Annotated in this window: 26 protein-coding genes, 1 tRNA gene and 1 pseudogene; 19 read left to right on the top strand and 9 right to left on the bottom strand. The window is 38.2% G+C overall.

What is annotated here, in order from left to right; all coding sequences use genetic code 11:
* Window positions 1-168: 168 nt before the first annotated feature.
* From JFU50_RS03080 to JFU50_RS03070, 3 genes are read left to right on the top strand one after another with little or no spacing between them, the layout of a single operon-like run.
* A complete protein-coding gene (locus JFU50_RS03080) occupies window positions 169-483 on the top strand; it encodes a hypothetical protein (protein WP_053345015.1) in 315 nt (104 codons plus the stop codon).
* Between the two features lie 11 nt (window positions 484-494).
* A complete protein-coding gene (locus tag JFU50_RS03075; RefSeq protein ID WP_201221657.1) occupies window positions 495-1082 on the top strand; it encodes a hypothetical protein in 588 nt (195 codons plus the stop codon).
* Between the two features lie 14 nt (window positions 1083-1096).
* Complete coding sequence (locus JFU50_RS03070; protein WP_053345017.1) at window positions 1097-1462, top strand: DUF1360 domain-containing protein; 366 nt, start codon at window positions 1097-1099, stop codon at window positions 1460-1462.
* A 305-nt stretch (window positions 1463-1767) separates the two neighbouring features.
* On the opposite strand, the pseudogene JFU50_RS03065 reads toward JFU50_RS03070, so the two are convergent.
* Window positions 1768-3122, bottom strand: a pseudogene (locus JFU50_RS03065) (IS1182 family transposase).
* 390 nt (window positions 3123-3512) lie between these two features.
* On the opposite strand from JFU50_RS03065, the gene JFU50_RS03060 reads away from it, so the two are divergent.
* The 6 genes from JFU50_RS03060 (at window position 3513) to JFU50_RS03035 (ending at window position 6530) form a co-directional block, all read left to right on the top strand.
* The gene (locus JFU50_RS03060; protein WP_098174851.1) at window positions 3513-4010 is read left to right on the top strand and encodes a YhcN/YlaJ family sporulation lipoprotein; all 498 of its coding nucleotides are present in this window, start codon (window positions 3513-3515) and stop codon (window positions 4008-4010) included.
* Window positions 4011-4028: 18 nt separating this feature from the next.
* Window positions 4029-4499 (top strand): stage V sporulation protein AC, encoded by a 471-nt coding sequence (gene spoVAC, locus JFU50_RS03055; RefSeq protein WP_053345019.1) that lies wholly within the window; start codon window positions 4029-4031, stop codon window positions 4497-4499.
* A gap of 3 nt (window positions 4500-4502) precedes the next feature.
* Window positions 4503-5528, top strand: a complete 1026-nt coding sequence (spoVAD, locus tag JFU50_RS03050; RefSeq protein WP_057217808.1) for a stage V sporulation protein AD — start codon at window positions 4503-4505, stop codon at window positions 5526-5528.
* A 16-nt stretch (window positions 5529-5544) separates the two neighbouring features.
* On the top strand, window positions 5545-5901 hold the full coding sequence (gene spoVAE, locus JFU50_RS03045; RefSeq protein ID WP_053345021.1) for a stage V sporulation protein AE: 357 nt from the start codon (window positions 5545-5547) through the stop codon (window positions 5899-5901).
* 103 nt (window positions 5902-6004) lie between these two features.
* Window positions 6005-6157, top strand: a complete 153-nt coding sequence (locus tag JFU50_RS03040) for a YjcZ family sporulation protein (protein ID WP_201221655.1) — start codon at window positions 6005-6007, stop codon at window positions 6155-6157.
* A 118-nt stretch (window positions 6158-6275) separates the two neighbouring features.
* Window positions 6276-6530, top strand: coding sequence for a stage VI sporulation protein F (locus JFU50_RS03035; protein ID WP_053345022.1), 255 nt, complete (start codon window positions 6276-6278; stop codon window positions 6528-6530).
* Window positions 6531-6596: 66 nt separating this feature from the next.
* Here JFU50_RS03035 and JFU50_RS03030 read toward each other — a convergent pair whose 3' ends face one another.
* Entirely contained in the window at window positions 6597-8870 is a 2274-nt protein-coding gene (locus JFU50_RS03030; protein WP_201225000.1) for an ATP-dependent helicase, read from the bottom strand.
* A 156-nt stretch (window positions 8871-9026) separates the two neighbouring features.
* On the opposite strand from JFU50_RS03030, the gene JFU50_RS03025 reads away from it, so the two are divergent.
* Complete coding sequence (locus JFU50_RS03025) at window positions 9027-9218, top strand: hypothetical protein (protein WP_201221653.1); 192 nt, start codon at window positions 9027-9029, stop codon at window positions 9216-9218.
* A gap of 153 nt (window positions 9219-9371) precedes the next feature.
* On the opposite strand, the gene JFU50_RS03020 is transcribed toward JFU50_RS03025, so the two are convergent.
* From JFU50_RS03020 to JFU50_RS03000, 5 genes are all read right to left on the bottom strand, one after another.
* Complete coding sequence (locus JFU50_RS03020; protein ID WP_201181794.1) at window positions 9372-9857, bottom strand: spore coat protein; 486 nt, start codon at window positions 9855-9857, stop codon at window positions 9372-9374.
* A gap of 236 nt (window positions 9858-10093) precedes the next feature.
* Window positions 10094-10357 carry a hypothetical protein gene (locus JFU50_RS03015; protein WP_056528256.1) on the bottom strand — a complete coding sequence of 88 codons (264 nt, stop codon included), beginning with the start codon at window positions 10355-10357 and terminating at the stop codon, window positions 10094-10096.
* Window positions 10358-10518: 161 nt separating this feature from the next.
* Window positions 10519-10944 (bottom strand): GNAT family N-acetyltransferase, encoded by a 426-nt coding sequence (locus JFU50_RS03010; protein WP_201221651.1) that lies wholly within the window; start codon window positions 10942-10944, stop codon window positions 10519-10521.
* 4 nt (window positions 10945-10948) lie between these two features.
* Window positions 10949-11464, bottom strand: coding sequence for a YjcG family protein (locus JFU50_RS03005; RefSeq protein WP_201221649.1), 516 nt, complete (start codon window positions 11462-11464; stop codon window positions 10949-10951).
* A 92-nt stretch (window positions 11465-11556) separates the two neighbouring features.
* Complete coding sequence (locus tag JFU50_RS03000) at window positions 11557-12279, bottom strand: alpha/beta hydrolase (protein WP_053345028.1); 723 nt, start codon at window positions 12277-12279, stop codon at window positions 11557-11559.
* 188 nt (window positions 12280-12467) lie between these two features.
* On the opposite strand from JFU50_RS03000, the gene JFU50_RS02995 reads away from it, so the two are divergent.
* The gene (locus JFU50_RS02995) at window positions 12468-13025 is read left to right on the top strand and encodes a phosphatidylglycerophosphatase A family protein (protein ID WP_201221647.1); all 558 of its coding nucleotides are present in this window, start codon (window positions 12468-12470) and stop codon (window positions 13023-13025) included.
* A gap of 26 nt (window positions 13026-13051) precedes the next feature.
* Here JFU50_RS02995 and JFU50_RS02990 read toward each other — a convergent pair whose 3' ends face one another.
* Window positions 13052-13273, bottom strand: coding sequence for a hypothetical protein (locus JFU50_RS02990; RefSeq protein WP_201221645.1), 222 nt, complete (start codon window positions 13271-13273; stop codon window positions 13052-13054).
* 206 nt (window positions 13274-13479) lie between these two features.
* Here JFU50_RS02990 and JFU50_RS02985 point away from each other — a divergent pair.
* The 7 genes from JFU50_RS02985 to JFU50_RS02955 all read left to right on the top strand — a co-directional run bounded on the left by JFU50_RS02985 (window position 13480) and on the right by JFU50_RS02955 (window position 20317).
* Window positions 13480-13551, top strand: a tRNA-Val gene (locus JFU50_RS02985).
* A gap of 413 nt (window positions 13552-13964) precedes the next feature.
* On the top strand, window positions 13965-14489 hold the full coding sequence (locus JFU50_RS02980) for a type 1 glutamine amidotransferase domain-containing protein (RefSeq protein ID WP_201221643.1): 525 nt from the start codon (window positions 13965-13967) through the stop codon (window positions 14487-14489).
* A 446-nt stretch (window positions 14490-14935) separates the two neighbouring features.
* Window positions 14936-17038 (top strand): YhgE/Pip domain-containing protein, encoded by a 2103-nt coding sequence (locus JFU50_RS02975; RefSeq protein ID WP_201181785.1) that lies wholly within the window; start codon window positions 14936-14938, stop codon window positions 17036-17038.
* Window positions 17039-17431: 393 nt separating this feature from the next.
* On the top strand, window positions 17432-18274 hold the full coding sequence (locus tag JFU50_RS02970; protein WP_053345033.1) for an ABC transporter ATP-binding protein: 843 nt from the start codon (window positions 17432-17434) through the stop codon (window positions 18272-18274).
* Complete coding sequence (locus JFU50_RS02965; protein ID WP_053345034.1) at window positions 18207-18965, top strand: ABC transporter permease; 759 nt, start codon at window positions 18207-18209, stop codon at window positions 18963-18965. Before JFU50_RS02970 ends, JFU50_RS02965 begins: the two co-directional genes overlap by 68 nt.
* 35 nt (window positions 18966-19000) lie before the next feature.
* Complete coding sequence (locus tag JFU50_RS02960) at window positions 19001-20014, top strand: aliphatic sulfonate ABC transporter substrate-binding protein (RefSeq protein WP_201181781.1); 1014 nt, start codon at window positions 19001-19003, stop codon at window positions 20012-20014.
* Between the two features lie 129 nt (window positions 20015-20143).
* On the top strand, window positions 20144-20317 hold the full coding sequence (locus JFU50_RS02955) for a hypothetical protein (RefSeq protein ID WP_201221641.1): 174 nt from the start codon (window positions 20144-20146) through the stop codon (window positions 20315-20317).
* A gap of 83 nt (window positions 20318-20400) precedes the next feature.
* Here the strand turns inward: JFU50_RS02955 and JFU50_RS02950 are convergent, their stop codons facing one another.
* Window positions 20401-21342: a DHH family phosphoesterase gene (locus JFU50_RS02950; protein WP_201221639.1), complete on the bottom strand. Its 942-nt coding sequence runs from the start codon at window positions 21340-21342 to the stop codon at window positions 20401-20403.
* Window positions 21343-21865: 523 nt separating this feature from the next.
* On the opposite strand from JFU50_RS02950, the gene JFU50_RS02945 reads away from it, so the two are divergent.
* Window positions 21866-23053: a CaiB/BaiF CoA transferase family protein gene (locus tag JFU50_RS02945; protein ID WP_201221637.1), complete on the top strand. Its 1188-nt coding sequence runs from the start codon at window positions 21866-21868 to the stop codon at window positions 23051-23053.
* Window positions 23054-23067: the final 14 nt, after the last annotated feature.

The following is a 23067-nucleotide window of genomic DNA, read 5'->3' as shown; positions in this document are numbered from 1 at the left end:
TCCAAGTTTTAATGAGTGTCCCTTTTTTAGGAGAAGGGCACAACACCAGCATAAAAAAGGGTGAATTTCATATAGTTGATACATAGAGCAGATATTCATTGTTTGGGGAAAATCAGCAGAATCCTGTTTTCTACCTTATTGGGTCGATGAGAAAAGGAGGAGGACATCATGGACGTGAAAAAAGATCGTCTGCCTTGTACTGTTGGTAAGCAAACAGTACACAATACTCCGAAGAGCCAAATAAATTTGAATAGAGAAAACTTCACCACTTCGTTTAGTACCGAAGAAATGGTGGAGTTATTGTCCCGACTTCCAGCCTTTGCACCTAAACCAGTTTGTAAGTTCATCATCAATGGTCGTACAATGTTTGGTAAGTTGGAACATAAAAAAGAATCCAGTCTTTTTATTAGGCATAAATTTGGTAAAAAGGTTGTTCAATACCATATAGAGCAGCTGCAGTCTGTGGATATTCTGAAATATTAAGGAGGATTTGCATGTCAGAGAATAAAAGCGATAAGGACTCCAAACCCCTTTTATATGTCAATCAGGCTAAGATATCGGATCAACGAGGGAATATGCAAAGTGATTACCGAACGAAAAAAGGTACACATCAGGAAACGGTAGAGCATGAATCTGTGGAAACGGAGCAGGGAGAAGAGAAAATAGAAAAAATCAAGCGGGAATTTGGAGTATTTGATGCTATGAAAGAAATTGAATCAGAAATTACGGCTATTAAAAAAATTACTGATCAATATGTTCCAGAGCAGCCATCAGTTGAGCAAACTGAACTTCCTGTACAAGAAGAAAAGGAAAAGGTTGTAAAGAAGAAAAAGAAAAAGGTGGAGAAAAAGGTGGAGGATAAGGTGGAGAAAAAGGAATCCTCAAGTGAAATCATAACTCGTCTATCCAATCATCAAGGTTATCCAAAGCCGGTATGTGAGGCGGTTATTAACGGAGAAACGCTTAAGTTTCAGGTATTGGGAATGAGGGGGGAATCAGTGAAAATTAAAAGAGGAAATCATATTCGCTTCGTCGGTCTCCCGAATATTATTGATGCCAAAATTATTGAAGAATCCAAGTGAAGGAGCAGAATTGAATGTTTCTCTCACAGCATGAGTTCACCTTAATACTTCTATTAGGTTTAGCTTCATTTAGGCTGACACGCTTAATTGTTTTCGATAAAATTATGGAACCTTTGCGCCGTCCTTTTTTTAAAGAGATAGAAGAAAAGAATGAAAAGGGTGATGTGGAGATTTATTTAATTCCTAAGGAAAAGGGTTTGCTTGGCTGGTTTGGACAATTGCTAAGCTGTTTTTGGTGTGTGGGTATCTGGGTCAGTCTATTTCTGGTTTTGCTTTATCTACAACAGTTATTTATAGGGGAAGTGCTGATTTTAATCCTCGCAGTTGCCGCAGTAGGGTCAATCTTAGAGGTTATAATCAGCAGAATTTTGGACATTTGATTGGAAACAACTTGTCTCTTCAATCATATAGTATGGTATAGAGGGAAAAGGGGGAGTCACAATTGAATAACAAGCAAAGTCCATGGACGTATGCAAAACCGGTGAAAAAGGAACAACCGGTCAAAATAAAAAAAGACTGTGGCTGCAATAATAAAAATAAAAATAAGGGCTATTGAATGAAAAAAAAACCTTTCCGAATTGGGAAGGTTTCAGTTTGTAGACAAAAGGGGTCCAGAATGTTTTAATTCTGGACCCCTTTTGAATTTTGATCAAGATTAAGATTGGGCCTCTACGAGCCCACTTTATTAAGCCATTATTGGACCTTGCCATGTCCAATTGGCAATCTTCTTTAAATTCATGGCAGCGAATGTAAGCATCGCCTGCATCGACAATTTTTTAAGTCCCCTTAAAGTAGTCCAACGCATACCATGCTTTTCTTTTGCATCTGCGAATACACGCTCTATTGTTTCTTTGCGTTTCGCATATATAGGTTTTACATCCTTGTGGTGACGCAGATGATCTGCTTCTTCCATATAATTTTGCCAGATATGGCGTGTCACCACTTTTTGATGGTCTTTGCTTACTGTACACTGTGATAAAAATGAGCATGTCAAGTGTGTTTGGGTGATTTGTACTCGCGATAGCCCTCTTTATTTGTTGTTGAGTACTTTAAAATCTCGCCCGATGGGCAGAGATAACAATTAAAATGTTCATCGTAAACATAGTCATGCTTGCGAAAGAACCCTTCTTTTGTTCGTGGACGTGTATAGGGTAAAGCTGGTGTGATTTCTTTCCCAAAAAGGTAGCTTGTAATGGCTGGTGTTTTGTAAGCTGCATCTGCGGCAACAGCTTCAGGTTTTCCAACTTTCTCAATCACTTGTTCAACAAGAGGCTCTAAGATATGACTATCATGCGTATTTCCTGGTGTTACAATCGTCCCCAGTACAAAACCGTTGCGGTCTGCAGCCGCATGAAATGAATAGGCAAACTGTTTTGTTCGTTCATCTTTTACATAGTAGCCACTCTCAGGGTCAGTTGAACTTTCTTTAATTTCTTTGGTTTCTTCTTTATCAAATTTATCCGGTGGAAAAGGCTTCTTTCCATTGTTTTCACGATCTTGTTTTATTTCTTCTTGAAGGCGTCCTTGATATGCTCGTGTTTCCTTACGAACGATTTTCTTTTCGAATTTCCGCTTATTCGCACTGGCTTTTACATGTGTTGAATCAACGAATACGTGCTCTGCACTAATTAACTTTCTTTCTGAGGCTGTCATTAAGATACGATAAAAAATCTGTTCAAACAGGTCTGTATCTTTAAAGCGACGCTCATAATTTTTCCCGAACGTTGAGAAGTGAGGTACTTTATCATGGAAACCGTAACCTAAAAACCAACGGTAAGCCATATTCGTTTCAACTTCTTCAATCGTTTTACGCATCGAACGAATACCGAAGGTATATTGAATGAATGTCAATTTAACTAAAATAACTGGATCAATACTTGGGCGGCCTATCTCTGAATACATCTCTTTCACCAAGTCATAAATGAAAGTGAAGTCAATGGCCCCCTCAATTTTACGAACCAAATGGTTCGCTGGCACCAGTTGATCCAAAGTAATCATTTCAAGTTGATCTCGCTGAATAGAATTATGTTTCGAAAGCATCGTCATCACCTCAAGTTTTAATACTCCTATATTAAAACAAAAAAGACTGTAGGAAAAAGTGTTTATTTCTAATTGTTAAAACAAAGTTGATTGGAACGGAAGGTGCGAGACTCCTGTGGGAAAAGCGTGTCCAAGGGAGACCCCACAGGCGCAAAGGCGCCGAGGAGGCTCCCTGCGCCCGCGGAAAGCGAGTGCCCTACGTTCCAATCAACGTTCGAATTTTTACAACCCCTCAAAAAAACTGTAGACAAACTCGATTTTCATCGAGTTTGTCTACAGTCTGAAACCTTTCAGAATTGGGAAGGTTTTTTTATTTCCTAATCCTACCATTCATAAAAAAACAGTTAAACAAGAAAATAAAAATAGAACAATAAATTAGGATGTGATTCTATGTTCAGACGAGGAAGTTATTTATATGTTATCTGGATGGTTTTTGCAGTAGTTGTGTGTTTGCTAACAGCCTGTAGCAGTAAAGGAGACGGAAAAACAGAAAACTTAGCGTTAATTAAGCGCACGAATCCTGAACCGATGGATATCATTAATGGAATGGATGAAAAGGATGAAAAAGGACTCATTTCAAAGGTCAAGGAGACAGTAGCCAACGAAGACACCATCTATGATGTAATCGTGGTGAAAAATGGAAAAAAGATTATCGTCGCCTATAAAGTTAAGCACTTGAAACGTTTTCATATGAAAAAAATTGAAAAGAACGTGACTGGCAAGTTGGAAGAAAAGTTTCCAAAGTATGATTTTATCGTTTCGAGCGATTATAAAATCTTTTTGGAATCTTTAAGATTGAATGAGTTTCTTAAGGAAAAAGAGGTTCCTGAGAAAAAGGCAATAAAGAAGTTCAAGGAAATTGAAGAACTTCAAAAAGAATTAATATAGAAAGAGAGGTTTCTCAATATGAGCAGCAAGGAGAACACAACCCCCCAGCAGGATGCGTATAAAGAGCTTCAAGAGAAGCATGAAATAAAAAGGCCGATCCTGAAGAATTGTATAAAAGCCTTTTTAGTAGGCGGTATTTTCTGTTTAGTAGGACAAGCTATTTCTTACTTTTATATTTATTTTTTCAACTTTACGGAACAGACAGCCGGAAGCCCAACGACTGCGACCATGGTGTTTCTCGCACTTTTAATGACTGGCTTCGGATTTTACGACCGCATCGGACAGTTTGGGGGAGCAGGGAGTGCTGTCCCAGTAACGGGATTCGGTAACGCAGTTATTTCAGCAGCAATCGAACACCGGACGGAAGGATTTGTTCTTGGTGTTGGTTCCAATATGTTTAAATTGGCCGGATCGGTGATTCTATTTGGTGTATTTTCAGCCTTTGTCGTGGCGTTGATTAAAACGATTTATCAAATGATTGGGGGCTAAGCGGTGTTAAAGGGAAAACAAACATGGACGTTCGCCAATAAACCGGTCATTTTGGAAACAGGGGTAACCGGTGGGCCTTTTGAGGCAAATGGAGAAATCGCCGGAGATTTCGATATCCTGTACAGTGATTTATGGATGGAGCAGGATTCGTATGAGAAGGCTCATCGTCATTTGATGGAGAAAGCGGTGGAGCTTGCATTGGAGAAAGGTAAGATAGACAAGGAAAAGGTACAATTTTTCTTGGCGGGTGATTTAATCAATCAGATTACACCCACAAGTTTTGCGGCTAGAACAAATGGTATTCCATATTTCGGTCTGTTTGGTGCCTGCTCTACTTCAATGGAGGGGCTTGCACTATCGGCCTTCATAACCAATTATGGAGGAGCGAACTATGTGTTAACGGGGGCTTCAAGCCATAATGCAGCTGTTGAAAAGCAATTCCGTTATCCGACTGAGTATGGCGGGCAAAAACCACCCACAGCTCAGTGGACGATAACAGGGGCAGGGGTAGCGCTGGTTGCTCCAAACGGTAGCAAGCAGGGAGTATTTCCCCATATTGTTTCAGCCACTATCGGTAAGGTCATTGACATGGGATTGAAAGATCCTTTCAATATGGGAGGAGCAATGGCCCCAGCGGCTGTCGATACGATTTTAGCACATTTCAACGATACGGGTCTGACCCCAGATGATTATGATTTGATCATTACAGGTGATTTAGGACAAATAGGCAGAGAAACGGCAATGGATCTATTAAAGCAGAAAGGCTGCAAGATCAATCAGGAAAAATTCAAAGATTGCGGTTTGATGATATTTAAAAAGGACCAGCCTGTTATGGCAGGCGGTAGTGGCGCGGGATGTTCAGCAGTGGTTTTATATGGCCATATACTTAATGAAATGATTCAAGGTAAATATAAAAAAATCCTGCTTGTTGCAACAGGAGCATTATTATCACCGCTATCTGTTCAACAAAAAAATTCAATTCCATGTATTGCCCATGCGGTGGCCATTGAGTATGGGATGAATTCGTGAAAAAGGAGAGATTTGGATGTTAGCAATGTTTTTTTGGGCCTTTGTCATCGGGGGCTTGATTTGTGTAGTCGGCCAGCTTCTTTTCGATGTGGCTAAGCTGACACCAGCACATACCTTAAGCCTGTTCGTTGTAATTGGAGCTGTACTTGGAGGGTTTGAATTATATGAACCGCTTGTTGATTTTGCCGGGGCAGGAGCTACCATACCAATCGTATCGTTTGGGAATTCGCTTGTAGGCGGTGCCATGCTAGAAGCGGATAAACATGGACTCGTTGGCGTACTTACCGGTATGTTTGAAATCACGAGTTCCGGTATCTCGGCAGCCATCATCTTTGGATTTATCGGTGCCTTAGTCTTTAGACCTAAAGGATAAAGTTTCAGTAGAATAGGCAGCCTGGACTAGGACATGGCCTATACATATTTGTCCTGACCTACATATGTTATCAGTAAGCTAAGCGAGAGCGAGGTGAATGAGTATGTTTGGTTTCGGTGGCTACGGCGGCGGCTACGGCGGATGTTGTGGCGGTGGCGGTTATGGATATGGCGGCGGTTTCAGCGGTGGATCTACGTTCGTTGTAATTGTTGTTTTGTTTATCCTATTGATCATTGTAGGGGCTTCCTTCTGCTAAAAGAAATGGAATAGGCAGAAGAAGCCTATTCCATTTCTTTTTATTTATATTTACATAATCCTTGCACCATTTTTCTGATACTTCCATAGGATAGGTACAGAAAAGGAGGGGCTTAGGCATGGATAATAACTTTTTTAAAAACATAGAAGGTAAAACGGGCGTAAATATGAAAGATGTATTAGAGTTGGCAAACTCTCTACAGGGTGCCAATTTTAAAGATGAATCTACTGTAAGGAGCGTTATTAAACGTGTTTCGAAAATAGCTAATAAACCTGTTACTAAGGAAATGGAGGATAAAATTGTTCACTCCATCGTAGCTGAAGGGAATAAACTGGATTTCGGGACGATTTCTAATATGATAAATAAAAAATAATCAAAAACAGGGGCCTGCGGTAGATGCGCCCCCTGTTTTAATATCTAGTTACAGGTTAACCTTGGGTCAAAACTTTAAGAATCGTGAAGGGTGGGCGGTTCGTCCGCGTCTAGTTTGCAGGACGGAAAGGTAAAGATCCTTCTTCGCCCGGGTTGCTGCTACGTAGAGCAAGCGTCTTTCCTCTTCAAGAGGTGCAAGTTCCCCTTTCCGGTATGATTCAAGCGCAAAGTCATGCGGAATGCTGCCATCGACAGCAGCAAGAACGTAAACAGATTGATATTCAAGCCCTTTGGAACGGTGTATGGTCGTTAGTTGTATGGCATCTTTAAAATGTTTTGACAGCTGTTTAACCTCCTGGACCATGGCTGTCATATGGTCGACATGGTCTAGGAAGGAGGCGACGGTTGGAAAACGGTTTGCAGCCACTTTTAGGTCGCGGATATCATCAGAACCTTTTTCGAGATTGGCTTCATTTCCGCGTTTTTTTACATATTCTTGATACCCTAAATCTTTCTCGATGATTTCTAAAGCTACGAGCGGTGACATACTTTTTATAGCACGGATTTGTGTCGGAATCGTCTTTAATTTCCGTTCCTGAAAAGCATGTCCCGTTTTAACAAAAGCAAATGCATCAATAAAATCACAATCCTGAAGTATCGTCTGTGCCTTTAATTCCTGTAGTATACTTTGCTTTAAAAATAATGAAGAAAGGACATCCGATGCTGCCTTGCTATCCTGAGGAAATAGACTCAAACGCATGAAGGCAAGCATACCTCGAATCACTCGGCGCTGATAAAACGAATCCGCATCTTTTTCAATTACAAAGGGCAGATTTGAAGCTGCTAGTCTTTCAAAAATGGCCCGCGACATTGTATGTGTTCTGTACAAAACTGCAAAGTCACCAGGGTTTGCTCCTTTGGCGATTTTTTCCTGGATATCGGATACAATCATCGTGGCCTCTAATTCCTCATCATGAGGATAAAATAACACAGGAGGATTGCCATGATTATGCTGTGCACGCATCTTTTTTTCCATTCTGTGCTGATTGCGCTTAATCATCCGGTTGGCTGTAGCGACAATTTCATGTGAAGACCGGTAATTTTCGGTTAGTTTTACAACTTGAGAACCGGGGAAATCGTAATTGAAATTTAGAATATATTTCGGATCACTCCCACGGAATGAATAGATGGCTTGATCGTCATCTCCGACGGCGCAAACATTTTTTGATTCAGCCGAAAGAAGTTTTATCAGTTCATATTGAACTTTATTTATATCCTGAAACTCATCAACTAAAAAATAGTGAAACCTTTGCTGATACTTTTTTAAAAATTCTGGGTGATTTTTAAAAAATGTATAACAGCCGACAAGCATATCATCAAAATCGTATTTTCCTGTTTGCTCTTTATATTCTTCATAATTCTTATATAAAAATAGACAGGATTTTTCCCATTCGTCATTCGGTTTGATATCGTCTGGAAAAACCAATGAGTTTTTCCAAAGACCAATTTGCTGAAGAGCTTGATCATATGCAAATTCCTTATCATCGAGTTCCAATTCTCGACCAGCCTGTTTCAATATTTTTTCTTTCTCCCAATCCCACTTTAATAGTAAATCCCGTTGCCATTTGGTTGGCTCATGGAAAATCAGTATTTTATAAAAGATACTATGGAAGGTACCACTAACGATTTGAGAAACAAGGGAAGGAGTCATATAAGGGTAGCTTAGCAGGCGCTGTTGCATTTCCTTGGCGGATTTCGCCGTAAAGGTTACAAGCATGATACTTTTTGGATTGATCTTTTTTACCGTTAGCATATAAGCAGTCCGAACAGTTAATACCCGAGTTTTTCCGCTGCCGGCTCCTGATAGGACAAGAAGTGGTCCATCAATCGTCATTACTGCTTTTAATTGCTCCGAATCGAGTACTACTCCTCGTGCGGATAATTCTTGAAAGTAAGGGACTTCTAGTTGTTCTAGGATAGAAGGTTTATCTGTAAAAGGCGGGTTACCTGTAATCGTTCGGCTTTTTAGGTAAGGTTCAGTAATTGTTTTCGTTTCAGTAATGGTCCGTGATTTAGGAATCTTAAACCCATTCTGTTCCATATATTCTAATGGTTTATCCTCATTTATTGGTTCCAAATTTGGCACTTCACAGTCTGACCGTGAAGGGTCACTATGATAAAAATAGGGTGTCTCATGGATCCCGATAAATAATTTTAATGGTTTATGACAAATGATACAAGAAAGCTGGTCACGTTTTCCTTTTTCAAAAAGTGTCTGCAGCTCACCAGCTGAAACAGTATGTAAATGTACGATTTCATTGCCAGATTTTGCTTGATTCATATAAATGGATACCTCTAATCTATTAAAAATATCGGCAATATTCATCATACCAGAAGATTAGTAAAATAAGAATGTGAAAATGATGTTTCAATATCATCCCAGATGGGTAAGTAAATTAAATAACATTATTTCTATTTATAATGGAAAGGGATAACGATGGGATACATAGCACCTGTAACACAATTTGATTATATTCAATACGCCAACCGGATAGTCAAGGCTGCAGAGAATGTAAGAAATGTGAAAGAAACAGCACCCATTCAACCTATCCGTTATAATCAAGTTATGGAAGACGCAACGGATCATTTTGAAAAAAATACCAAATTTATTACCAAAACCAGGAAATAACAAATGGAACAGGAACTTATAAGATTCAAATCGGGATGAGGAAGAAAGAAGTACTAACGGCTGAAATAACAGGAATAGGGGGGATTTTAACGAAGTAGTGTAAATCTTTAATAAAAACAAAAGAGGACACGTAAGTGTCCTTTTTGTTCTTTCTTAAAGAATGTCTATTTCTACAATTAAAGCTAACAACAATTGCAGTAAAAGTTGGATGTTAATAGCGATATCTGCATCAGTTGTTGTAATATCGATATCACGGCTGTTTTCAACAATCGTTTTTTGGCGTGTAATTTGTCTTACATTAGAAGATTGAATTAACTCTTGGGTAATTCGATCAGCATTTTCAGAATCTGCAATGGAAATACTTACGATGACCGCAATTGCTGCTTGTAGAGCCGCTTGTAATGAAAGTGCCGCTTTAACATCTGTAGAAGTAACATTTACATTACAAGAATCTTTAATGTAAATTAGTTCTTCAGAAAGTTGAAGTTGAGAATTCTCCTGTCTTGCCTCTTGTTCAATCTGGTTTTCTTCGTTGCAGAATCCTGTTAAGGGATGGCGTGAAGCGGAATCTAGAGCCGACCATGATCTGTCAGAGTCTTCATGAGTGTTACAGTTGCTACGAAATACATTTTGGTTCATGTCGTTTTTTCCTCCTTAGGTTTTATTCCCTATTAAAATATGCTTGGATGGTTAATCTGGTTGGACGAATAAATCAATTCATTCGTCTATTTTTTAATACTTAAGAAAATTATTAGTGAGACGGGGATGAAATTATAACGAAGCTGGAACTTTAGGAATGAAATGTAAGTGTTGCTAGGTCTAGTTTTACTTAATTCTCCAGCAAGTAAGGTTTCTTTAGATAAATAATGGTGAAGTTATTTATCTTTCGAATCCCTATATTTGGTTTGATAAGAATTTGTTACTGGGTTAACATCATTTTCCGTGATTTTCTTTTCTTGGTTTATGAGAATTTGTGATTGTTCCTGTAAATAGCGGATGGTTTCTTTTAAGTTGTTTCTCTCTTTTTCAGACAAATCAACTTTCTCTTTTTTGAAACCATTTTTTCTCAAAGTCCGTGAAACCAGCAGTTCCATTAGTCTTTTTTGAGACTCCTCCAGGTTAAATTCATTGTTACTCATAAAATTTTCCCTCCTTCTTGCTTTCTATATATAGACTATGTATATTTGCGAAGATTGCCATTGAACGGAAACGGTTTTTTTAAAAGATTTAAAAATTAACTCGTGAAAACAAAAAAAAACGCTGCCCATCCAGAAAAATGGATGGACAGCGTTTTGTATTATTAAATGTTTTTCTTCATCGTTTTATGGGGTATGCCAGCGTCCATAAATTCATCGGAAACAATCTGATAACCTAGTTTCGAATAAAAAGGAATCGCGTGTAGCTGAGCATCAAGCTTTAATTGAGGAATTTTATTTTGTTCGGCAAATTCCCCAATAGCACTCATAATCATAGCACCAGCTCCATTTTTTCGTTCTGTTGAAAGTACACATATGCGCTGGACCTTACCAACGCCGTCAATGACCCTGAATCGCCCGGCCCCAACCGGCTGTTCTTGTTCATTATATAAAACGAAGTGAGTGGAGTCTTCTTCGTATTGATCAATCTCTTCTTCAATTGGGACATTTTGTTCATCGACGAATACTTTTTTTCTAATCATATAAGCATACTCACGCTCTTGGGTGTTCTCGGCAATTTTTACAAACACGAAATTATTCAGCTCCTAATCTAAATGTTTCATATACAGTCCATGCCCCATCTTCAAGCTGGTACAATAAGTGGATTCGCTTTACTTCTTCTTCCTGGCTAACATCTAGCATACTAAGTTGGCCTAAAACATCAGAGTGCTCATTATCGGATAAATCCTGAGCAATCGTAATATGCGGAACAAAGGCATGTTCACTTTCACTTTTACAAAATTTCTCATCGTGAAGTGCTACATGCAGCTCTTGAAGTTCCTCGGATAATTCGACTTTAAAATAAATTGTATTGCTCACGGGTTGGAAAGACTTCGCTTTCGTTACATTTAACTTAAAAGGCTGGAATTTTTTTGCAATGTCTTTTAATCGATCTGCAACTGTAGAAATTTCCATATCCGTAGCTTCAAACGTTTGTTTAAGTGTAATATGTGGTGGAATGAAAGCGTACTTCGTATCATAACGTTTTCGATAGGAGTTAGCTAAATCTTGAAGTTTTTTTGAAGGGAAAATTGCAACACCATATTTCATAATTGAAACCTCCTGAAATTTTTAATAGTTGTAATATTGTATTTGGATATGTTTTATAGAAACCTTTCTTAAAAGAAGGGTTTCTAGTTTTGTTAGAACATTTCCAATAGTGCTCTTTTTAAATCTGCCTGCCAATACTTCCAGGTATGATTACCTTCAAATTCTTCATAGAAGCAAGGAAATCCTTTTTGGTTTAATAATTTATGCAATTCCCGGTTAGGTTCTATAAAGTTAGCCCGATTTCCATCTGTCGTGGGAACATCGGTTTCCTCGGTCCCAATTACATGATAAAGTTCTAGGAGATGCGGATTCTCAAAATTACGGACGGCATCCAATACTGCTTCATTTGCAAGAGGAGATTGCATGATGCACTTCCCAAATGTATGAGGATATTGAAGAGCAGCCAATAAAGAAACAGTGCCACCAAGAGAGTCACCGATTAAAGCACGACCATGCCCCATTTGATAGGTTGGAAATTCATCATCTAAAAACGGAACAAGTTCATGGGCGAGAAAACGTATGTATTCAACGTGCTGTTCCCCATCTGGATGATATTTACGTCTGCGGTCAAATCGATCTTTATAAGGAATACCGACGACGATGATATTCTCAATTTCATCGTTCCCTAATAGTTCATCGGCTACGCGACCAATCCGTCCCATCTGAAAGTAATCACGGCCATCCTGAGCAATGACAAGCGAATATTTATATAGTGGAGAAAAATTAGCAGGCAAGTAAACAAGTAGCTCCAATTCTTCTGCTAAAGCTTCACTTTTAAACATGTACTCTTTTATCGTGCCTTTACGTAAACTCATTCTTCCGCACCTCTATAATTAATAATGAAAAACCACTTACTTGGCTATTTTATCACAGCTTCGCATCTTTTTCTCGTGACAAGAATTTCAAATAGAAAAATTTCATTTTATTTTCTGAAAATTTGAAATATAAGATGCTATAATGAAAGGATATAGAAAAATATTACAAAAAAAGAGGTGGCAGAGAAATGACAGATGTACACGTACACAGCAGGGAAGTAACAAGAGCGGCCAAGCAAACATTAATAGAACGTGGTGTCAGTGTGGAAGCCATTGCAGAAATTGTATATGAATTGCAGTTCCCTTACAAAGCTGATTTGAAATTGGAGGAATGCATTCGCAGCGTAGAGCGCGTTCTTTTAAAAAGGGAAATTCAACATGCTATTTTAGTCGGTGTGGAGCTTGATAAACTTGCTGAGCAAAAGAAGTTATCAGAACCGCTGCAATCAATTGTTGAATCGGATGAAGGCTTGTTCGGAGTGGATGAAACCATTGCCTTTGGTGCAGTTCTAGGCTACGGAAGCATTGCTGTAACAACCTTTGGACATTTAGATAAAAATAAAATAGGTGTCATTCACGAACTGGATAAGAAGCAAGAAGGAGTCGTTCATACATTCCTGGATGATATCGTTGCAAGTATTGCTGCGAGTGCCGCTTCAAGATTAGCACATCGTCTAAGAGATGAAGAAGAATCATTAACTGAGAAAGAAAAGAACATTCAGGAAGAGGAAGAATTAATCGGTTAAATTTTTACGAAATAATACCATATTTTTCATCCGGATCTATCATACCTAGGTTTAATAAGGCGGGCAGAAAGAATATTGTCCATTTTAAATGTTCGTTTTGTCTGCCTTAGAAAACAATAGGCACGAATATGTCCTGGATTTATTTCAAGCACCTGAATTTTCCGCTGGGTAATCTTCCCTTGTTCGGAAAGATAAATAATCTCTAAGGGAATATTTCCCTCCATATGTTTACGAAGAATATATTTCATTTTTTATCACTCCTTAGCTTACTTTTATTATATGCGAACGTATGTTTTTTATGCAAATAAAAAAGAACGCTAGTTCGTATTTTTGGTAGAGAAATTCCTTTAAAGATAAACATAAAATTTTTTTGAAATAATTCGTTGACTTTTTATTAAAAAAACTTATAATAAATTATGTACTTAAGTAGTAGAACAAGCTAAATAATACATACGACTTGTTAGCTCAGTGGGAGAGCACTTCCTTGACAGGGAAGGGGTCGTGGGTTCGAATCCCTCACAGGTCATCCGAACGGCGGAAGCATTGTTAAGCAATGTTTTTGCCGTTTTTTATTTTATCATTTTACTATACAAAGAAGATCGTTACGTATAAACCTTACCCTCGAATATCTTGTTCGGGGGTTTTCTATGTCAATAGAATAGAATGGAACAGTGTCGATAATAGATATTTGAAAATGTAAATTTCTGTAGGAGGAAATGCTAGTTTCGGAGAAAAAATCATGAAAGACTAAAAATTCAATTGCAAGGAAAATATTAAAAAGGTAATTAAATGGTAAAATAACTGTGGGAATAGAGTAGCAAAAATAGATACTTTCATTGTTATATTAAAAGGTTAGCTGGTAGCAGGAAAGGGCAATATATGTGGAAGGATAGTAAAGTGAAGGGGAACCATGTATTTTAATAAAGAAGGAGAGATTACATGCGATTAGTAGGAAAGAAAATTATCAGTCTTGTGCACCATGATTTCGAAGATTTAGAGCTCTGGTATCCAATCTTGCGTTTAAAAGAAGAGGGAGCGATTGTTCACCTCGCTGGAGAAAAGGCAAATGAAACATATATTGGAAAATATGGTGTGCCTGCTGTATCAGATTTTGCATATAGTAGTATTAAAGCGGATGAATATGATGCCATCCTTGTCCCAGGAGGTTGGGCCCCTGATAAAATTCGTCGTTTTCCTGAAGTGATTACACTTATCCAGAACATGGAAGAAAGTAAAAAGCCAATCGGACAAATCTGTCATGCAGGATGGGTCTTAATCTCTGCTAAAATTTTGCAGGGGAAGAATGTTACGAGTACACCTGGTATTAGAGATGATATGGAGAATGCCGGGGCAACATGGATAGATAAGGCTGTTGTAGTAGACGGACATCTTGTATCCAGCAGACGTCCTCCAGATCTTCCAGATTATTTAAGAGAATTGATAAAAGTAATTGAAAAACGTTAAAACATAATATGACAAAAAAAAGTGGTTTTTCCTCATGGAGAAATCACTTTTTTATCAATGAATTTCTGATTAATTTTTAGAAAATATAATAAAGAACGAACCCGAAATGTTAGTAATTATGGTCTCAAAATTGTAACCGACTATACAGTAAAATTCAGGATACAGTAAACAAGGGCCTTGGGCACTGGTTGGGAAGTGTTATTGAGATGTTTGAAGGTAAGGTAAAAATCAGAAGAGGATAAAAAGTATTCGTACCAACTAGCAATTCTTTATTAAAAGAAATAAGTCAAAAAAAAGAAATAAGTCAAAACTCTAAGAAGCGGGTGTCGTTATCGACACCGGCTTCTTTTCAATATGGGGAAAGACTATGGATATGTTTACTTAGTATTGATCGAGACTATTTTTCGAATAATAGTAACAAAAAACTATTTGCGCGGGGGTAAGGTTTGAAAAATATTCGAGAAATTTTCATTGACGATTTAAAAAGTATTTATAGGAATTTGTTTGTCTGTATCGTTGTTGTTTTTCTAATGTTTATCCCGTCTATTTATGCTTGGTTTAACATTGTTGCTTCTTGGGACCCTTATGCAAATACGGAAGGAATCCTTGTCGGTGTTTCCAATAATGATAAAGGTACAGAGTTAAATGGTAAAGCCGTGAACTTAGGCAATGAAGTTATAGAGGGGCTAAAGGGGAATTCAGATTTAGGCTGGAGATTCACAACAGAAAAAGATGCCATTGCAAAGGTGAAAAAGGGAGATTATTACGCATCTATCATCATTCCAGCTGATTTTTCAGAACATATTGCGACCATCATGACAGATGACCCCATTAAAGCGGAGATTGATTACTATGTTAATGAAAAAATCAATTCCATTGCTCCTAAAATGACTGCTGCAGGGGCTAATAGTATTGTGGACAATGTGAGCAAAAGCTTTATTAAAACAGCTAGCGGGAGTATCCTTTCAATCTTTAATGAACTGGGAATCACGTTGCAAAATGAGTTACCGACCATTCAAAAAATGAAGAATATGGTGTATTTATTAGAGGAGAAACTGCCTGAGCTTGAGCAAAATATCAAAACGGTCCAAACACATGTAAAAAGGGCTGAAGACATCATTAAGATGGTTAATGATGGTCTGGATTCAATTGAAGGAATAACGTCACAAAAAGACAAATTAGTGTCAGACGTTTCTAGTTATGTAGATTCAACAAGGCAGGCATTCGAGGGGATCAATCCACTATTAGAAAATGATCTTGCAAATGTAAGAAGCGATAATGAATCTATTTTAGTGCTAGCAAACCGGTTAACGAATCAGGAGTTGCCTAGCGATGAAGTGGATCAGATAGTTGAACAAGGGATAACGAGGATAAAAAAAGAGTTGTACCTGTTGGACAGTATGTATAATTTATTGGTGAGAGTCAATCAATTTAGTGAGAATAACTGGCTTCAACCAGAAATAAAGCTAATGGATAATCTGCGGGATAATGCTTCGAATCAACTTCAAGCGCTGAATAACCGTTCCTTTGGCTCACTTATAGATCTTGGTGAGAACAATGATAAAGTCTTGGCAAGCTTCCAGGATAACTATTCAAAGGAAACAGGACCAAAATTCAATGAAATTTGGAATGAAACGGATTCCATATTGAAAAAAGTTCAGCTCACAATGGAAGAGGGTAGCCAGGTTCTTCCCGAAGTAAGGACACTGTTAAATGAGACCAATCGAACGTTGGAAACTCGCACAGGAGAAATCGATAAGTTACAGAATAAGTTTCCAGAAATCGAAACGAAAATAAAGGCTCTAGCGGCTAAAATGAGAGAAATCGATAAGTCTTATAACATGGAAGAAGTGATTGCTTTCTTAAAAAATGACATCGAGCAAGAAAGCGACTTCTTTTCAGAACCAGTGCTACTCAATAAACACAGTTTATTTCCGATTCCAAACTATGGATCAGCCATGTCCCCATTCTTCACCGCACTTTCACTTTGGGTGGGTGGCACAATATTAATTTCCATGCTAAGCGTGGATGTTTCTCATAAAGTTTACAGCCCGTATCAAATATATATTGGGCGGTACCTAATATTCTTCATCATTGGGTTAATGCAGGCACTCAGTGTTTCTATAGGCAATATTATCCTAATTGATGTATATGTAGCTGATAAATTTGAGTACATCGTGTTTTCTGTCTTGATTAGTACAGTATTTACACTCATTGTCTACACCTTTGTTTCAGTTCTTGGAAATGTGGGAAAGGGAATAAGTGTTGTCTTAATGGTCCTCCAAATATCAAGTTCAGGCGGGACCTTCCCTATTCAAGTGACACCACCATTTTTTCAACATATCAATCCCTTCTTGCCATTCACCTATGCAGTTGGTTTACTTCGTGAATCGGTTGGGGGAATAACCTGGAGTGTCGCTGGCAAGGATATTTTTGTCTTATTTCTCTTTTTAATAATCACTCTCATCTTAGGTATCGTTCTGAAGAAACCATTGCATGCTAGAACGCAAAAAATGAAGGATAAATTATATGGAAGCAGAATTTTTTAAAATAGAAACGAGAATATATGTATGTCTCCAGTTCGTCAAATAGGTAGGGTAGTCTTTGAAGTCTGTCAAGTATGTTTGCGCTAGAAATTGGTCCAACTACTTTTCTTAAATGTGAAAGGTTTGCGCGTTTACAAAAATAATCATTGCAGAATAGTCTGGATCTTTGTTTTATTAAGGGTCTCAGGCTATTTGTCTATTTATGGGTTGGAACTAGAATAATGTTTCTTACGAAATTAAGTAGTATTGTTTTATTTATACAATAAAAAGAGTTGATTGAAAAATACCGATAAATTAGAATTTTTGCATTTTTATAGTTGACAAAAACCATTGGATTAATCATTATTAAGAAATAATGTTTAGTAAATCAATGCGATTTAAAAGTGGGGTGACTTTATGTATTTAACAATAGATGGAATTGAAAAAAGTTTTTTGAATGAAAAGAAAGAAAGCATAAAGGTGCTCGATGAGATTAACATAGAGGTGGAGAAAGGAAGCTTCGTTTCGATAGTTGGGCCATCAGGCTGCGGTAAATCGACACTCCTGTATCTAATTGCTGGTCTGGATAAGGCTGATAAAGGGGAGATCCGTGTAGCTGGAAAAAAGGTGATGAAGCCAGGACCGGAACGAGTCGTAGTGTTTCAAGAGGCAGGGTTATTTCCTTGGTTAACGGTACTTGAAAATGTTACATACGGATTGAAGTTAAAGAAAATGCCCAAAGAAGAGGCGAAATCGAAGGCATTAGACATTTTAAAAATGGTTCACCTCAGCCGCTATGTGGATTCCTATCCACATCAGCTCTCAGGGGGCATGAAACAGAGGGTAGCCATTGCAAGAGCGCTGGTTATGGAACCGGATATTCTGTTGATGGATGAGCCATTTTCTGCGCTTGATGAGCAAACGAGGATGGTCTTGCATAAAGAGCTGCTCGAAATCTGGAGAAAAACAAAAGTGACAATCTTTTTTGTTACCCATAATATTCGTGAGGCTGTTCAGCTTTCTGAAAAAATTATCGTCTTTGCAACCCGTCCCGGGAAAATTAAAGAGACGATTTCCGTCCCATCCATGAAAGATGGAGTTATGCCAGATAGTGTAACTTTGAACACTGAACAAAGGGTTCTATCGATCTTGCAGGAGGAAATTGAAAAAGTGTTGAAGGAGGAAATGGGGAATGATTACAGCTTTAAGACGAATCATATTCATCGCGATGATAGCGGGGATATGGGAAGTCACATCTAGACTTTCCAGTCTTCCAGATTTCATGTTTCCGAGCCTGACTCAAGTGTTGGAAACTCTGTTTAATGGACTAGTTAGCGGACAAATAACCGATGCTATCGGAAAAAGCCTTGGCCGTATCCTGATCGGCTTCACGATTGCCATTATAATAGGTCTGATATTAGGATATTTCATTTGGCGCTTTAAACTGGTTGAAGATACGCTTGGATTCGTCGTGACGGCTTTACAGTCCATACCGAGTATCGTTTGGTTCCCTTTAGCAATAATTTGGTTTGGATTGAATGATTTTTCGATTCTCTTTATCGTCACTATCGGCGCAACTTGGACGATGACAGTTAATGCAACCAGTGGATTCCGGAATGTGCCCCAGCTGTATCAACGGGTTGCCAAAACATATGGATCGACCGGGTTTCATTTTCTACGTACCGTGATTTTACCAGCATCTGTTCCACAAATAATATCCGGGCTGCGAATTGCATGGGCATTTTCTTGGCGTGCATTGATGGCAGGTGAATTACTTGGCGGTGGCGGCGGTCTTGGACAATTGCTAGAAATGGGTAGATCGCTCGGACAAATGGATTTGGTCATCTCCGTAATGATCATTATCGCAATTATCGGAACAATCGTGGATAATGTTGTCTTCTCACGTCTAGAACGAAATGTTCAACTGAAATGGGGAGTAAATCAACGGTAGTTTAATAAGATTATATTTTAAAAGGAGAGGGAAATATGCTGAAAAAATCATTTTTTGCCCTTATTATGTCTGTATTGTTAATCGGAATAGTAAGCGGATGCACACAATCCACAAGTAAAGAAGAGGGAAAAGGCACTGGGAAACAAACTGTGAAAATTGGATATTTTCCTAACTTAACTCACAGTGCAACGATTATTGCACTTGAAAAAGGCTTTTTTGAAGAAGAGTTCGGTGAAGATGTTAAGATTGAAACCAAAACAGTGGCTAATGGTGGGCTATTTATGGAAGCAATGGCTACAAACGCTATTGATGTCGGAACAGTTGGGCCTGGTCCATTACTTAACTTTTACGTTAAAAACCCGGAATACCACCTGATTTCTGGAGCTGTTAATGGCGGGGCCGTTCTTGTGGCTAGTGAGGGCAGCAAGGTAACGGATTTAAAAGATTTAGACGGTAAAAAAGTAGCGATTCCTGTTATAGGGAGCACACAGGATGTCATGCTTAGAAAAGCGCTTCAAGACGTTGACTTAAAACCGACTACTAACGGAGGAACAGTTGAGTTATATGCGGCAGCACCCGCTGACACAACAGCACTTTTTGTCCAAAAATCAGTCGATGCTGCAGCTACCCAGGAACCATGGGGATACGTATTGGAAAACCAGGCAAAGGGAAAGTTAGTGCTTGACTGGGATCAGTTTGCATGGGGAAAAGATTCACCAAACACGGTAGTGGCTGCAAGTCAGAAGTTCTTGGATAAAAAGGGGCTCGCCGCATCTTATTTGAAAGCTCACAAAAAAGCAGTGGATTTTATCCAAAACAATCCTGAAGAAAGCCAAGAATTAGTTATTAAGCATTTAAAGAAACTAACTGGAAAAGAATTAAGCAAAGAAGAAGTTACCTCTGCGTTTTCACGCTTAGAAGTAACGACGGAAGTTAATGAACAAGTTATTCAGGAAATGGCTGATATAAGCAAAGAAGCGGGATATGTTCCTAGCAGTGATATTAAGGGTATGGTTGACTTATCTATTCTTAAAGAAGTATCCAAGTAATTAATGTAAAAAAACGCCTCAGCCGATTTTTGGCCTTGGGCGTTTTTTTTGTGCGCCTTAATAGATTTGAGAAATATTGAATGTTAAATACGGTTTATATAGTAATGTGAAAATGTTTTTGCAAATCATATGAAAGTAATAGATGAATTCGAATATCAAGCGGAGAGGTTTGAAATGAGTCAAAAGAGTAGTCAAACAACCATTGCTGTGAATTTCCCAATAACTTCTTATGATAAATCTGAAAATTTAACATTCTTAGTAGATGAACTGGGTAAAGTGGAGCTGAAGGCAGTTAAAAAATAAATGGTAGAGAGAGCCTCATGCCTTAGACTGATATAGGTTTGAGGCTTTTTACTTTACCTAGGAGCAGGCAATTTTTCTCTAGCTTACTTTGGGCAAACTTGATTTAAGGCCTCAATAACATGATCTACTTCTTCCCACGAATGGATGGTTGCACCGGCAGCAAATGAATGCCCTCCTCCATTGAATTGCCGGGCAATTGAAGAGATAGGGATATTTCTTGAACGAATTCTGACACGGATATCCGTCGGATATTCGATAAAGAACGCCCAGATTTTGTTTCCTTTAATAGAAGAAAGGGTGTTAACTAAATTTGAAGCTTCTACTCGGTCTACACCATACTTATTTAACAGTTCCTTTGTCATAATAAAGTAAGCTACCCCTTTATCGGTTACTTTGAAGCTCATAAGAATATCTTTTTGAAGCCTTGAAGAATTTTTAGTCTTTGTATTAAGGAGGTTATGGATTCTTTCTGGCTGAAAATTATAAGTTCGTAAGAGCGAAACCGTTTTTAAGGTCCTAGGAGAAGTATTTCCATTCAAGAAACGCCCTGTATCACTAATTATCCCTGCATAAAATGCTTTAGCTGCTTCTTTGTTTATTTTAAAATCCTCTGGAAAATTCAAAAATAAGTCAACAAGCATTTCACTTGCAGAGCTATAAGAAGGGTCAACCCAAGAAAGGTCACCGAATTGTTCATATTCGGGGTGGTGGTCAATTTTAATCAACATGTCCCCAAGTGTATATCGGGAATCACTAATGCGTGAAGTGTTAGAAGTATCGCAAACGATCACTAATGCGCCCTTGTAAGTTTTATCAGGGATAACTTCCATTTTACTAATAAACAACAGGCTATTCACTTCTTCTCCTACCACATAAACCTCTTTGGAAGGGTAGGAATGTTTAATTAGTTGTTGTAGACCGACTTGTGATCCTAATGCATCCGGGTCCGGATTAATATGACGGTGAATGATAATAGTAGAATAGTTCTTGATGGCTTCGACTATTTCGTTTTTAATATTTTCCATTTTGCCATCTCCCTTTGAATCATTAATTACCTCGCCGATCAATATTAAATTTTAAAAAATTTAAATAAGAAAAGAAAGCAAGTACTCTTGAATCATATTTACATATAGAAATAGGTACTCTAATCATCACATGTCACAACTATTAAGGCAATTCCAAACACCATAAAGATGAGTATAGAGAGATTTCAGAGTGTATTAGGAATGTCAATATTTCAAATTCATAATTAAACAGTTTAGAGGGGGGTACAATTAAATTAGCTATTATTAAGTAATAAACAAAATTATTGCAAAATTCAATTAATAGTTTTATACTTAATTTACCAAACCGATGACGGCAAGTTACCTTGCTTCGCAAAGCCGGCTTGGTTTAAACTTAGAATTTATAAAATTGACTTTGTTCACTTGATCTTCCTTTGCCGGTAGACAAGCCATGGATAAGAGTCAGTGAAACGTTCAATGTAATAACATTGTTGGTTTTGCTGGCTCTTTTTGTGTATCCCGAAAGTTAGAAAGGGGTGATAAAATGAATGGAGCTTTGGATGGAGTCCGGATTATCGATGTATCCCGTGTTTTGGCGGGGCCGTTTTGTTCAATGATTCTCGGAGATTTGGGAGCGGATGTAATTAAAATTGAGCACCATGAATCAGGTGACGAAACGAGAGGCTGGGGTCCACCGTTTGCCCAAGGAGAAAGCGCTTACTATTTATGCGCCAACCGAAATAAGCAAAGCATGACTTTGAATTTAAAGTCTGAAAAAGGGAAAGAGATTTTCCGTAAGCTGGTGTCTTCGGGGGATATAGTGGTTCAAAACTTTAAGACAGGTACCTTGGAAAAAATGGGGATAGGTTATGAGGAATTAAAGGAATTCAACCCCCAATTGATTATGGCCTCGATCACAGGGTTTGGTTTAACCGGCCCTTATAAAGATTTACCTGGCTATGATTATATCATTCAAGCGATGAGTGGTTTGATGAGCATCACGGGAGAAACGGATGGGAGTCCCATGAAAGTCGGCGTTGCTATTGCTGACATATTGACTGGTTTATATACATGCATAGGCATTTTATCAGCTTTACATCATAGGGAAAAAACGGGGGAAGGACAGGAAATTGATATTTCGTTAATGGATTGTCAGGTTTCTTCGTTAGTAAATGTTGCCAGTAATTATTTATTCAATGGAATAACTCCTGAGCGAATGGGAAATCAACATCCGAATATTGTGCCTTATCAAACTTTTCATGCAAGCGATGGAGAGTTAGTCGTGGCTGTAGGAAATGATGAGCAGTTCAGGCGATTCACATATGTTTTAGAAAGACCGGATTTAGCGGAGAAGGAACAGTTTAAGCGTAATGAAAATCGTTTGCTTAACAAGGAAGAATTAATACCGATAGTTGAAGATTTGTTAAAAAGAAAGACAAAAAAAGAGTGGAAAATGCTGCTTGATGACGCGGGGATTCCAAATGGACCAATTAATACTATCGCAGAGATGTTAGAGGATCCCCAAATAAAAGCGAGAGACATGTTGGTGAATATGGAGCATCCTACTGTTGAAAATCTGAGAGTAACAGGATCCCCCTTAAAACTTTCGAAAACACCTGTCACGATGAGAAAGCATCCACCCCTGTATGGAGAGCATACTGATTCGATTTTGGCTGGAATTGGGTATAAACCAGACGAAATAATCAAATTTAAACAAAATAAAATTATTTAGGAGGAATTTAGATG

Origin of the sequence: Peribacillus sp. TH14, assembly GCF_016651145.1 — a bacterium.
Lineage (GTDB): Bacteria > Bacillota > Bacilli > Bacillales > DSM-1321 > Peribacillus > Peribacillus butanolivorans.
This window is presented reverse-complemented; position numbering and strand designations above follow the sequence as displayed.